Source organism: Streptomyces sp. NPDC005775, from assembly GCF_042871565.1.
GTDB lineage: Bacteria > Actinomycetota > Actinomycetes > Streptomycetales > Streptomycetaceae > Streptomyces.
In genome coordinates this window covers 62,849-75,160 of record NZ_JBIAIU010000005.1, presented here as the reverse complement: position 1 = coordinate 75,160, position 12,312 = coordinate 62,849, and the positions used below count along the sequence as shown (strand labels likewise).

Genomic DNA, 12,312 nt, shown 5'->3' with positions numbered 1-12,312 from the left:
GCAGTAAGGGATCGCATGTCCTTCTTCCACGAGCTGGCTGCCCAGTACATCGACGGTGAATGGCGCACCGGAACCGGCTCGTGGGACATCATCGATTTCAATCCCTACAACGGGGAAAAGCTCGCCGCCGTCACCATCGCCACCGTGGACGAGATCGACCTCGCCTACCGCGCGGCCGAGCGCGCCCAGCGGGAATGGGCCGCCGCGAGTCCGTATCAGCGCCGCGCTGTTCTGGAGCGGGCCGCGCGCGTCACTGAGCAACTGGCCGACGAGATCGTCGAGGCCGTCATCGACGAGCTGGGCGGCACCCGGGCGAAGGCGCGGTACGAACTGAGCGCCGCCCAGGACTTCCTGCGCGAGGCGGCCCGCCAGGCGCTGTACCCCGAGGGCCAGATCCTGCCCTCCCCGGTGGACGGCAAGGAGAACCGCCTCTACCGGGTCCCGGTCGGCGTCATCGGCGTCATCAGCCCCTTCAACTTCCCCTTCCTGGTGACGATGAAGTCCGTCGCACCGGCCCTGGCGCTCGGCAACGCGGTCGTCGTCAAGCCCAACCAGAACGCTCCGGTGACCGGCGGCGGTCTGATCGCCCGGATCTTCGAGGCGGCCGGGCTGCCGCCCGGACTGCTCAACGTCGTCGTCACGGACATAGCGGAGGTGGGCGACGCGTTCATCGAGCACCCCGTCCCCAAGGTGATCTCCTTCGCCGGCTCGGACCGGGTGGGCCGCCATGTCGCCGCGACGGCGGGCGCGCTCTTCAAGCGCACCATCCTCGAACTCAGCGGGAACAGCGCCCTGGTGGTGCTCGATGACGCGGACATCGACTACGCCGTCGACTCCGCCGTCTTCAGCCGCTTCGTCTACCAGGGCCAGGTCTGCATGGCCGCCAACCGGATCCTGGTGGACCGTGCCGTGGCCCCCGAGTTCACGGAGAAGTTCGTCGCCCGGGTGGCCGCGCTCAAGGCCGGCGACCCCCGCGACCCGGAGACGCAGATCGGCCCGGTCATCGACACCTTCCAGGCCGACGCGCTGACCGCCCTGGTCGACCAGGCGCTCGCGGACGGGGCCACGGCGCTCGTCCGGGGCCGTACCCGCGGCAACCTCGTCGAGCCCACCGTGCTCACCGGGCTCGCGGACGACTCCCCGCTGCTCCACCAGGAGATCTTCGGCCCGGTGGCGCTGCTGATCGAGTTCGACGGTGAGGAGGAGGCCGTACGGATCGCCGACGACAGCCCCTACGGGCTCAGCGGCGCCGTGCACACCGCCGACGCCGAACGCGGGGTGCGCTTCGCCCAGCGGATCGACAGCGGCATGTTCCACGTCAACGACTCCACCGTCCAGGACGATCCACTGGTCGCTTTCGGCGGCGAGAAGAACTCCGGGAACGGGCGGCTGAACGGCGAGGCGACGGTGGAGGCCTTCACCACCCGGAAGTGGATATCGATCCAGCACGGCCGGAGCAGTTTCCCGCTCTGAGCGCGGCGCCCCGACGGCCGGAGCCCTTTTCCCGCCCCGATCCCCGCACCGCTACTCTCGTCAAAGTTGAGTAGAGAGGTGGGTGGGATGTCAGCGATCCGGTTGCTGGTCCTGTGTGCCGTGCGGCAGCACGGCCGGGCGCACGGCTATCAGATCCGCAACGACCTGGAGTACTGGGGCGCGCACGAGTGGTCCAACGCCAAGCCGGGGTCGATCTACCACGCACTGAAACAGATGGCGAAGCAGGGCGTCCTGCTCGCCCACGAAGTCGCCCCGAGCACGGTGGGCGGCCCGCCGCGCACCGAGTACGAGATCACCGAGCAGGGCGACGAGGAGTACTTCGCGCTGCTCCGCGCGGCGCTGACCTCGTACGACCAGAGGCTGGACGTGCTGTCGGCCGGGCTGGGCGGGATCGTCGACCTGGAACGGGCCGAGGCGGTGGCGCTGCTCAAGGAGCGGGTGGCGGGCCTGGCCCGGTGGCGGACCTCGGTCACCGAGTACTACACGCCCGAGGCGGGGCCCGAGTCGATCGGGCACATCGGCGAGATCATGAACATGTGGGTGCACTCGGCGGACTCCGGCGCGGAGTGGACCCGGGGGCTGATCGAGCGCATCGAGGGCGGGGCGTACACGTTCGCGGGTGAGGGCGATCCGTTCGTCGGCGTGCTGGCCGAGGGCGAGGAGAACCCGTACGCGACGGGGACCACCCACCCGGAGGACCCTCACTAATCAAGTTTGACGAATGCCGACCCGGCCGCTACTTTTCTGGTGCTAGTCAAGTTTGACTAACTGGGGGTGTGGCGATGTCTGACGACGCGATCGTCGTCGAAGGAGTGCACAAGCGATACGGCGCCAAGCGCGCGCTGGACGGCCTCGACCTCACGGTCGCCCGTTCCACCGTGCACGCGGTGCTGGGCCCCAACGGGGCGGGGAAGACCACGGCGGTGCGCATCGCGTCGACGCTGCTGCGGTACGACGAGGGCCGCGTCGAGGTGGCGGGGCACGACGTGCGGCGGTGGCCGGGTGAGGTCCGGCGCCGGATCGGGCTGCTCGGGCAGCACGCGGCGGTGGACGAGCAGCTCGGCGGGCGGCAGAACCTGGAGATGTTCGGGCGGCTGTACCACCTGGGCGCCCGCAGGGCGGCAGCCCGGGCGGACGAGCTGCTGGACCGCTTCGGACTCGCGGACACCGGCCGCAAGGCGGTCGCGGAGTACAGCGGCGGCATGCGACGGCGGCTGGATCTGGCCGCTTCGCTGATCACGGACCCGGAGGTGCTCTTCCTCGACGAGCCGACGACCGGTCTCGACCCGCGCGGCCGGAGCGAGGTGTGGGCGGCGGTGCGGGCCCTGGTGGGCGGCGGCACGACCGTACTGCTGACCACCCAGTACCTGGAGGAGGCCGACCGGCTCGCGGACCGGATCTCGCTGATCGACGGCGGCCGGGTCGCCGCCGAGGGCACGGCCGACGAACTGAAGGCGCGGGTGGGCGGCGACCGGATCGATGTCGTCATCCGCGACGGGGCGCAACTGGACCGGGCCGCCGCACTGCTGGACGGCGGATCGGTGACGGACCCCGACCGACGGCTGATCGGCGCGCCGGCGGGGGACCGGATGGAGGCGCTCTCGCGGGCCGTACGGGCGCTGGAGGAGGCGGGTATCGAGGCGGAGGACATCGCGGTGCGCCGGCCGACGCTGGACGAGGTGTTCCTGTCCCTGACGGGCAGCGGGCAGGACGACGTGGAGGTGGCGGTGTGAGTACGGCGGGCTGGGCGGTATCCGATTCCTGGACCATGACCCGGCGGGAGCTGGCGCACTGGGCGCGGCAGCCGGTGCAGGTCGTCGTGGGGCTGGTCTTCCCCGTGATGCTCCTGCTGATGTTCAACTACCTGGTCGGCGGCGGCCGGGGGGTGGACGGTGACACCACCGAGTACCTGGTGCCCGGCATGCTCGCGCTCACCATGGCCTTCGGCCTGGAGTCGACCATGCTCGCGGTCACCCAGGACCTCAACAAGGGGGTCGTCGACCGGTTCCGCTCGATGCCGATGGCCTCCGGCGCGGTGCTGGTCGGGCGGGCCGTCGCGGACATGCTCCAGTCGGTGGCCGGGCTCGCCGTGATGACCGGCGTCGGGTACGCGGTCGGCTGGCGCTGGCACCACGGGACGCTCGCGGCGCTGGGGGCCCTGGGGCTGCTCCTGCTGTTGCGGTTCGCGATGCTCTGGCTCGGCATCCTGCTGGCGCTGGTGGCGGGGCGCCCGGAGATGGTGCAGGCGGTGCAGATCCTGGTCTGGCCGATCGGCTTCCTCTCCAACGTCTTCGCGGTGCCGGAGTCGATGCCGGGGTGGCTGGGCGCGGTCGTCGAGTGGAACCCGATGTCGGCGACGGCCACGGCGGTGCGCGAACTGTTCGGCAACCCGGGCGGCGGCGGGGATTCCTGGGCCGCCGGCCACGCCGGACCGCTCGCGGTCATCTGGCCGTTGGTGCTGCTGGCGGTGTTCTTCCCGCTCGCGGTACGGCGGTTCGCGCGGCTCGGCCGCTGACGGCGCGCCCGTCCGGTCCCCGTCCGGTGTTCGCGAACTGGGGCTGGACGGGGGCCGGCGGAGACGCGATCAGTGGTGGAACGATGTCGCCGGGCCGTGCTCGGCGCTCAACGGGTGTGCCTGGCTGCGCAGTTCGGGCAGCAGCAGCCGCATGTCCTCCAGCAGGAGTTCCGCCAGGTCGGACGAGAAGCCGTTGCGGCACACGATCCGGAGCACGGAGAGGTCCTCCCGGTTGGCCGGGAAGGTGTACGCGGGCACCAGCCAGCCGCGTTCGCGCAGCCGGCGCGACACGTCGAAGACGTCGTACGCCGTCACCTCCGGCTTGGTCGTCACCGCGAAGACGGGCAGCTGGTCGCCCCGGGTGAGCAGCCGGAAGTCGCCGAGCTCCTCGAACTTCTCCGCCAGCCCCATCGCCACGTCCCGGGACGCCTGCTGCACGGCCCGGTAGCCCTCCCGGCCCAGCCTGAGGAAGGTGTAGTACTGCGCCACGACCTGGGCGCCCGGCCGGGAGAAGTTCAGCGCGAAGGTGGGCATGTCGCCGCCCAGGTAGTTGACCCGGAAGACGAGTTCCTCCGGCAGTTCGGCGGGGGAGCGCCACAGCGCCCAGCCGACGCCCGGGTAGACCAGGCCGTACTTGTGCCCGGACGTGTTGATCGAGGAGACCCGGGGGAGGCGGAAGTCCCACACCAGGTCCTCGTCCAGGAACGGCGCCACCATGGCGCCCGACGCCCCGTCGACGTGGACGGGGATGTCGAGGCCGGTGCGTTCCTGGAGGGCGTCGAGGGCGGCGCAGAGCTCGGCGATGGGTTCGTAGCTGCCGTCGAAGGTGGAGCCGAGGATGCCGACGACGCCGATGGTGTTCTCGTCGCAGAGGTCGGCGGCGGCCTGCGGGTCCAGGTGGAAGCGGTCGCCCTCCATCGGGACGAGGCGCGGCTCGACTTCCCAGAACGTGCAGAACTTGTCCCAGCAGACCTGCACGTTGACGCCCATGACCAGATTCGGCCGGGCGGTCGCCGGATAGCGGTCGGCGTTCTTGACCGCCCAGCGGCGCTTGAGCGCCATGGCGGCCAGCATGCAGGCCTCGCTCGACCCGGTCGTCGAACAGCCGACGGCCGTGGCGGGGTCGGGGGCGTTCCAGAGGTCGGCGAGCATCGCCACGCAGCGCCGTTCCAGTTCGGCGGTGCGCGGGTACTCGTCCTTGTCGATCATGTTCTTGTCGCGGCACTCGCTCATCAGCACACCGGCCTGGGGTTCCATCCAGGTGGTGACGAAGGTGGCGAGGTTGAGCCGCGCATTGCCGTCGAGCATCAGCTCGTCGTGGACGAGGCCGTACGCGGTGGCAGGCGGCAGCGGTCCGTCCGGCAGCTTGTGCCGGGGCGGTGCGGACTCCATCCCGGCGGTCGGGTCGGCCTCCCCGAAGAACGGGTTGAGCGCGAGCCGGCGCCGCGGGTCGGACGGTTCGGTGCCGTGTGCGGAGCCCTTGTGGAGCGGCATCGCAGACCTGCCCTTCTCAGCTGTCACCGGTCTGACGGAATAAATCCGGCGATACGGACAATGTCAGACGATACGGATAGGCGAGGTGTCCGGCGCGTCGAAACGGGCGCCCGCTCGACGCGCCGCCCGTTTCAGCGCAGCGGCGTGCGCCGCCCTTCAGCGCAGCGGCGTCCCGTCCGTACGCAACTGCATCTGCGGCCGTCCGGTCACCAGCAGCCAGGCCGGCAGTGTGGCGACGCACAGCAGGGGGAGCAGTGTCATGTCGGAGGCCAGCACCGCCGCCGTGAACAGGCTCAGCCAGCCCTGCCGGGTGACGGCCAGTAGGACGCCCAGCACCCCGCACGTCACCGCGAGGGCCACCGGCACCCCGTCGACCAGGGCGTGGGCGCACAGGCCGAGCGCGACGCCTGAGAACACTGCGGGGAAGATCCGGCCACCCCGGAAGCCACAGGTCGCGGCCACCAGCAGGGCGACGGTCTTCACCACCGCCATGACCGCGAACTCGCCCGCCGACCAGCCGCCCGGGTCGGCGGCGATCACCTTCACCTCCTCCAGCCCCTTGAACAGGGTGAGGTGCCCGCCCAGCGCCCCGAGCAGGCCGAGCAGCAGCCCGCCCGCCGTCAGGGCGAGGACCGGGTGCCGCAGGGCGCGGAAGGCCCGGTGTGCGTAGGGGAACGCGTACACCGCCGCCAGTCCGAGCACCGCTCCCGCGGCAGCGATCACGCACGCGGAGAGCAGGTCGCCCCAGTCCGCGTGGGTGTAGGCCGGCAGTGACAGGTCGAAGCTGGGGTGGGCGGCCAGCGTCATGGTGAGCGCCCCCGCGGCCCCCGCGGCGAGCGGTCCGAAGAGCCGGTCCCAGAGGGCCCCCGGCCCGGGGCGCGTGGCGAGCGTCTCGGAGAGGACCAGGGCGGCGGCGACCGGGGTGCCGAAGAGGGCGCCGATGGTGCCGGCGGCGGCGAGCGCGAGCCAGAGTTCGGCCGACGTGTCCGGTGCGAACCGGCGGCCCGCCCAGCACGCCAGCGCGATGTTGGCGGCGGTGATCGGATTCTCCGGGCCCAGGCTGACCCCGCCCGCCAGCGCCAGGACCGTCACGACCAGCAGCCCCGGCAGCACGACCGGCGGCAGGGGAGGGTCGACCAGCCCGGTGGTCGCCGGGTCGGGGCCGGCCCTGCCGGGCACCGTCCGGATGGTCAGTCCCGTCACCAGGCCGATCGCGGTGAGCATCACGATCATCCACAGCGAGGAGTACGGGCCGATCGACAGCGCGTCGGGCAGCGTCTTCCACAGGACGTCCTGCAGCCGCTCCGCGATCAGGCTGACGCCGAGCAGGACGAGGGCCGAGACCACGCCGACGGCCAGCGCGGGCACGAGGAGCAGCAGCAGGCGGCGCGCGGGGGTCGGCTCGGGGGAGACGGCGGAACCGGCGGCGGATTCGGTGGCCATCGGCTCACCATAGCGACGCAAAAGCCTTATAACCCATCAAATAGTGCAGTGCTCGGGGCCTTTCGGGCTTGCGCCTCACGTCACCTCAGCAGGTGGGCGGGTGGGGGCTCATGGGGGTGGAACGCCCCACCCCCGTGACGCCGCTCAGTTCCTGCTGATCACCGCGGCGGTCCCGTACGCACAGACCTCCGTGCCGACGTCCGCCGCCTCGGACACGTCGAAGCGCATCATCAGCACCGCGTTGGCGCCGCGGGCCCTCGCCTGCTCGACCAGCCGTTCCATGGCCTGGTTGCGGGTCTCCACGAGCGTCTTGGTCAGCCCCTTCAGCTCGCCGCCGATCATGGACTTCAGTCCGGCGCCGATCTGGCTGCCGAGGTGACGCGATCTGACCGTCAGGCCGAACACCTCGCCGATGACCTGGGTCACCTGGTGGCCGGGTACGTCATTGGTGGTGACGATCAGCACATCGGACTGTGCCGTCTGGCCGCCGCCGTAATCCTCGATGCCCATGGTGTGACACCTCCTGGGGTCGAGTTTTGCCCCGGTTCACCCCGTGTGCATCTCCACGGGGGCCAGTGGAACCGGGAGGGGGGCCGGTGCGTTGATAGCTTGGGGCGGCCACGCAGCCGCCATCGACCACATCCTGGAGCCCGGACCCTTGAATACGCTTGCGCTCGGACCGAGCTGGCTGGACCCGGACCACCTCATCGGGCAGTTCGGGCTGATCGGTGTGCTGGTCATCGTCTTCGCCGAGTCCGGGCTGCTGATCGGCTTCTTCCTGCCCGGCGACTCGCTCCTGTTCACCACGGGTCTGCTGGTGACGACGGACAAGCTGGACACCCCGCTGTGGCTGGTCTGTGTCCTGGTCGCCCTGGCGGCGATCATCGGCGACCAGGTGGGCTATCTCTTCGGCCGCAAGGTCGGCCCTTCGCTCTTCAACCGCCCGGACTCCCGCCTCTTCAAGCAGGAGAACGTCGAGAAGGCCCACGAGTTCTTCGAGAAGTACGGGCCGAAGTCGCTGATCCTGGCCCGCTTCGTGCCCGTCGTGCGCACGTTCACGCCGATCATCGCCGGTGTCAGCCGGATGAACTACCGCTCGTTCATCACGTTCAACATCATCGGTGGAGTCCTCTGGGGCGTCGGGGTGACGCTCCTCGGGGCGGTCCTGGGCAAGATCGAGTTCGTGCACAAGAACATCGAGATGATGCTCGTCCTGATCGTGCTGATCTCGGTCGTGCCGATCGCCATCGAGTTCCTGCGGGCCCGCGGCAAGGCGAAGAAGGAAGCCGCCTCCGCCGTGGACGAGGACCAGGACCCGGCCGCCGGTGGCGGCGCGAGCCGCCGTGGCGGCCGCCACGCCAAGCGCTGACACCGTCCTGGACCGCAGGGCCCCGCGTCAGAAGCCGCGCGTCCGCTTGGCCGCGCGGCGGTTCGCTCCGCCGACCGCACCCGGCACCCGCATGAACAGCCGGGAGATCTCGCTTCCCAGGTTCACCCCGATCGCGATGGCCAGCGCCGTCGCCACCGCGGTCGACAGGGAGGCGAGCCCCCGGTCCAGCTCGTTCTGCGCGACACCCAGCAGACCGAAGTACGTGGCAGAGCCGGGCAGCAGCGGGCCGATCGCGGCCGTGATGAACGGCAGCGACGAGGTGTAGCGGTAGCGCGAGAACAACTGCCCGAACAGGCCGACGAGCCCGGCCGCGGTGGCGGTCGCCGCCACCGCGGAGAGGTCGCCCGTCCGGGCCATCGCCCCGTAGATGATCCAGGCCACGCCGCCGTTGAGCGTCACCGCCAGCACCGTGGCCCGCTCCTGCTGGAGCAGGATCGCGAACGACAGGGTCAGCACCATCGACGCCAGGATCTGGATCACCGGCCGGTCATGGGTGATGAACCGCGCCTCCGGGTCCAGCTCGGCACCCAGCTGAAGCCCTCCGTAGAGGGCCAGCAGCACCCCGGTGACGATGGCGATGAAGAAGTACATGACCTCCAGCAGTCGTGCCGACGCGGTGATGTAGTAGCCGGTCAGACCGTCCTGTACACCCGCGACCAGGGCCCGTCCCGGCAGCAGCGCGAACAGTCCACCCGTGATCACCGCCGAGGGCCGTACGTCCGACCAGTGGGTGAGGGTCAGCGCCACGCCCATCGCGGCGGGCGGCATCGCGGCCACGACGAACTGGTAGAACTCCGGCAGCCCGCGTCCCGCACACAGCCAGGCCAGCCGGTCACCGAGCATCGCGCCGAGCGCGGCGATCAGGAACACCACGAACCCACCGCCGACCAGCACCGAGGCCGCGCCCGCCAGCCCGCCGGCGGCCATGGTGAGCACCCAGCCGGGGTACGGATGCCGGTTTCGGCGGATCTCCGCGAGGCGCCGGTAGGCCTCCTCCAGCGAGATCTCGCCCTCTTCGGTGGTGATGTCGTCGATGAGCCGGAAGACCGCGGCCAGCCGGGTGTAGTCGGTGCCCCGGCGGCGCACGGTGCGGCTCGCCGTCACCGGGTCGTCGACCAGCGACGGCTGGTGCGAGATCGACAGCAGCGTGAAGGTCACGGTGGGCTCGCAGCGGTCGAGCCCGTAGCTGCGGGTCACCGCGAACATCGCCGCCTCGACGTCCTCCGCCCCCTCGCCGCCGGCGAGCAGGAGCTCCCCGATGCGCAGGGTCAGGTCGAGCACGCGCGGTACGGCGGGGCCCGCGTCGTCGTGCCGCTGGACCGGTTCCGGTGCCGGGCGGTCGGCGACGGGCATCCGCAGCATCGTGCGCATCCGGTCCTGCCAAGGGGCCTCCTTGGTCAGCCGGATCATCGGGATGCCGTGCGCGGGCGTGAAGGCGGGCGGGGAGTTCCGGGCGTCGTAGGTGCGCGGCGGGGCGAAGGCCGATCCGACCGTGTCCGAACCGGAAGCGGAACCCGTGCCCGAACCGGATGACGGCCCCTGCTGCTCGGCTGTCATGCCGGTCGGCAGGGAGAACTCCGACGTCGGATGGTCCTCGTCCGACGGTGCTGCGGCCCTGCCGACCCCGGCGGGCTGGGAGAAGGCGCTGCGCGCCTCGTCCGACTGGGGCTTCTGGTCATCCGGACCGCCCGGTTCCGCCACTACTCGACCTCGTTCCTCGTCAGCTGCGTCTCCTCGGCCGCACTCCTGCCCAGTATGGTCACGCCCATGGGCGGCCACGCGAACGGGCGGCACACCCGTGAAGGTGTACCGCCCGAAAGCTGTTCAGAACCGCAAGCGGAACGTCAGTGCGCGCCGCCCTGCGCCTCGAGGCGCTTGTACGAGTTCTCGATCTCGGCCTCGGCCTCGACCCGGCCGACCCAGTCGGCGCCCTCGACGGACTTGCCCGGCTCCAGGTCCTTGTAGACCTCGAAGAAGTGCTGGATCTCCAGGCGGTCGAACTCCGACACGTGGTGGATGTCGCGCAGGTGCTCCACCCGGGGGTCGGAGGCCGGCACGCACAGCAGCTTGTCGTCGCCGCCGGCCTCGTCCGTCATCCGGAACATGCCGATCGCGCGGCACTTGATGAGGCAGCCGGGGAAGGTCGGCTCCTCCAGGATGACCAGCGCGTCCAGCGGGTCGCCGTCCTCGCCGAGGGTGTTCTCGACGAAGCCGTAGTCGGCGGGGTAGCTGGTCGAGGTGAAGAGTCGACGGTCCAGGCGGATCCGACCGGTCTCGTGGTCCACCTCGTACTTGTTCCGCGAACCCTTAGGGATCTCGATAACGACGTCGAACTCCACGGGTGGCTCCTCCATGATCAACACATACGACTGATGGTTAAGTGTCCCCCACGGAGTTGTGTGCTCGCGAAAGGGGCTGGTCAACGGTGGCCGAGCCGGTGAAAAGACCGTCGATCAATCCGTTCTCTCGCGTTGACAGGGCGGCCCTGAGGGGCCGCCTGGGCATGCGCGACGGACTGGGTGACCGGCAGTTCACGGCTGTCTCCGCCGTCCTGGGCCTGGCGCTCGCAGCCGGCGCCGTCTTCGCCGCCGGTCCCTGGGACTCGGGTCAGCGTAAGGCCGAGCAGGACTGGGCGGCTGCCCGGGCCGGTACAGGTGGCGCACATCACCGGCCCACCGATCCCGCGGGCCCGGCCCCGGCACCCAGCGCCCCGGCCGTGCTCGCGGCCCTAGGTACGGGCGTCGCGAGCCCCGCGCCGTCCGCGGCGGCCGCCCCGGACGGTGCGGCGGCCGAACTCCGCGCCGTGCTGGGCCCCCTGCTGAAGGACCCGGCGCTCGGGACCCGGCGCGGTGCCGTCGTCATCGACACGGCCACCGGGAAGCGGCTGTACGGCGTGGGGGCCGACATCCCCATGACGCCCGCGTCCACCGTCAAGATCGCCACGACGGTCGCGGCGCTGACGGCCCTCGGCCCCACCCACCGCATCCCCACGACCGTCCGGGCCTCCGCCGACCGGCGCACCGTGACCCTGGTCGGCGGCGGCGACCCCACCCTCGACCGGGCCGGCCTGAGCTCCCTGGCCGCGGACACGGCCCGCGCCCTCAAGGACGACGGGGTCCGCTCGGTACGCCTGCGGTACGACACCTCCGGCTACTCCGGGCCCGCGCTCCACCCGATCGGCCCCAACGAGAACATCGCCCCCATGAGCGCCCTGATGATGGACGAGGGGCGGCTCGACGACACCTCCAGCGGCCCCGCGCCACGCAGCGACGACCCCGCCCGCGACGCCGCCGACGCGTTCGGCGAACTGCTGGACGAGGCCGGGATCGCCACCGGGGACGGCGCCGCCCCCGGCCGGGCCACCGCGAAGTCACAGCCGCTGGCCACGCATCTGTCCGCCCCGCTGTCCGCCCTCGTCGAGCGCGCACTGACCAACAGCGACAACGACATCGCCGAGGCACTCGCCCGGCAGACCGCGCTCGCCACGGGCGAACCGGCCGACTTCGACGGCGGCCGACGGGCTGTCACCGCGCAGCTCAGGAAGCTGGGTCTGCCGCTGAAGGGCGTGGTCTTCGCCGACGGCAGCGGGCTCAACCGCAAGGACAAGGTCACCGCCGCCCTGCTCGCCGGGCTCCTGGCCCGCGCGGCCGACCAGGGCCACCCGGAGCTCCGCCCCGTTCTCACCGGCCTCCCGGTGGCCGGCTTCAGCGGAACGCTCAGCGACCGCTACACCACGAAGGCCGGCGGCACCGGCCTGATCCGCGCCAAGACCGGCACCCTCACGGGCGTCAACACCCTCTCCGGCACGGTCGTCGGCCCTCGTGGCCGGCTGCTCGCGTTCGCCTTCCTCGCGTCGGGCACCACCGCCCCGGCCGAGGCCCAGTCCGCCCTCGACGCGCTCGCCACCGCACTGGCCGCCGGAAGGCGATGAGCGGCTCAACACCTCACCGCATCAAGACCGGCCGGCAAATGGCAG

At 71.3% G+C, this 12,312-nt stretch carries 11 protein-coding genes; 6 read left to right on the top strand and 5 right to left on the bottom strand.

All coding sequences use genetic code 11. The annotated features are described in order from the left end of the window. Window positions 1-15: 15 nt before the first annotated feature. From ACFYPA_RS13855 to ACFYPA_RS13840, 4 genes are all read left to right on the top strand, one after another. Window positions 16-1,473: an aldehyde dehydrogenase family protein gene (locus tag ACFYPA_RS13855; RefSeq protein ID WP_359318258.1), complete on the top strand. Its 1,458-nt coding sequence runs from the start codon at window positions 16-18 to the stop codon at window positions 1,471-1,473. A gap of 87 nt (window positions 1,474-1,560) precedes the next feature. Beyond that, window positions 1,561-2,202 (top strand): PadR family transcriptional regulator, encoded by a 642-nt coding sequence (locus ACFYPA_RS13850; protein WP_389131801.1) that lies wholly within the window; start codon window positions 1,561-1,563, stop codon window positions 2,200-2,202. Window positions 2,203-2,276: 74 nt separating this feature from the next. Next, entirely contained in the window at window positions 2,277-3,227 is a 951-nt protein-coding gene (locus ACFYPA_RS13845) for an ATP-binding cassette domain-containing protein (RefSeq protein ID WP_359080627.1), read from the top strand. A gap of 35 nt (window positions 3,228-3,262) precedes the next feature. Then, window positions 3,263-4,009, top strand: coding sequence for an ABC transporter permease (locus ACFYPA_RS13840; RefSeq protein WP_359081078.1), 747 nt, complete (start codon window positions 3,263-3,265; stop codon window positions 4,007-4,009). 69 nt (window positions 4,010-4,078) lie between these two features. Here ACFYPA_RS13840 and ACFYPA_RS13835 read toward each other — a convergent pair whose 3' ends face one another. The 3 genes from ACFYPA_RS13835 to ACFYPA_RS13825 all read right to left on the bottom strand — a co-directional run bounded on the left by ACFYPA_RS13835 (window position 4,079) and on the right by ACFYPA_RS13825 (window position 7,456). Then, entirely contained in the window at window positions 4,079-5,503 is a 1,425-nt protein-coding gene (locus tag ACFYPA_RS13835; protein WP_359081076.1) for a glutamate decarboxylase, read from the bottom strand. A gap of 156 nt (window positions 5,504-5,659) precedes the next feature. Then, on the bottom strand, window positions 5,660-6,946 hold the full coding sequence (locus ACFYPA_RS13830; protein WP_359080625.1) for an ion channel protein: 1,287 nt from the start codon (window positions 6,944-6,946) through the stop codon (window positions 5,660-5,662). Window positions 6,947-7,090: 144 nt separating this feature from the next. Next, the gene (locus ACFYPA_RS13825) at window positions 7,091-7,456 is read right to left on the bottom strand and encodes a YbjQ family protein (protein WP_359080624.1); all 366 of its coding nucleotides are present in this window, start codon (window positions 7,454-7,456) and stop codon (window positions 7,091-7,093) included. Between the two features lie 148 nt (window positions 7,457-7,604). On the opposite strand from ACFYPA_RS13825, the gene ACFYPA_RS13820 reads away from it, so the two are divergent. Further along, window positions 7,605-8,315 carry a VTT domain-containing protein gene (locus tag ACFYPA_RS13820; RefSeq protein ID WP_359080622.1) on the top strand — a complete coding sequence of 237 codons (711 nt, stop codon included), beginning with the start codon at window positions 7,605-7,607 and terminating at the stop codon, window positions 8,313-8,315. A 27-nt stretch (window positions 8,316-8,342) separates the two neighbouring features. Here the strand turns inward: ACFYPA_RS13820 and ACFYPA_RS13815 are convergent, their stop codons facing one another. Both ACFYPA_RS13815 and ACFYPA_RS13810 read right to left on the bottom strand, forming a co-directional pair. After that, on the bottom strand, window positions 8,343-10,037 hold the full coding sequence (locus ACFYPA_RS13815; RefSeq protein ID WP_359080620.1) for a threonine/serine exporter family protein: 1,695 nt from the start codon (window positions 10,035-10,037) through the stop codon (window positions 8,343-8,345). Window positions 10,038-10,180: 143 nt separating this feature from the next. After that, on the bottom strand, window positions 10,181-10,675 hold the full coding sequence (locus ACFYPA_RS13810; protein WP_123525235.1) for an inorganic diphosphatase: 495 nt from the start codon (window positions 10,673-10,675) through the stop codon (window positions 10,181-10,183). A gap of 86 nt (window positions 10,676-10,761) precedes the next feature. Here ACFYPA_RS13810 and dacB point away from each other — a divergent pair, with 86 nt between their 5' ends. Further along, window positions 10,762-12,267 carry a D-alanyl-D-alanine carboxypeptidase/D-alanyl-D-alanine-endopeptidase gene (dacB, locus tag ACFYPA_RS13805; protein WP_389131795.1) on the top strand — a complete coding sequence of 502 codons (1,506 nt, stop codon included), beginning with the start codon at window positions 10,762-10,764 and terminating at the stop codon, window positions 12,265-12,267. Window positions 12,268-12,312: the final 45 nt, after the last annotated feature.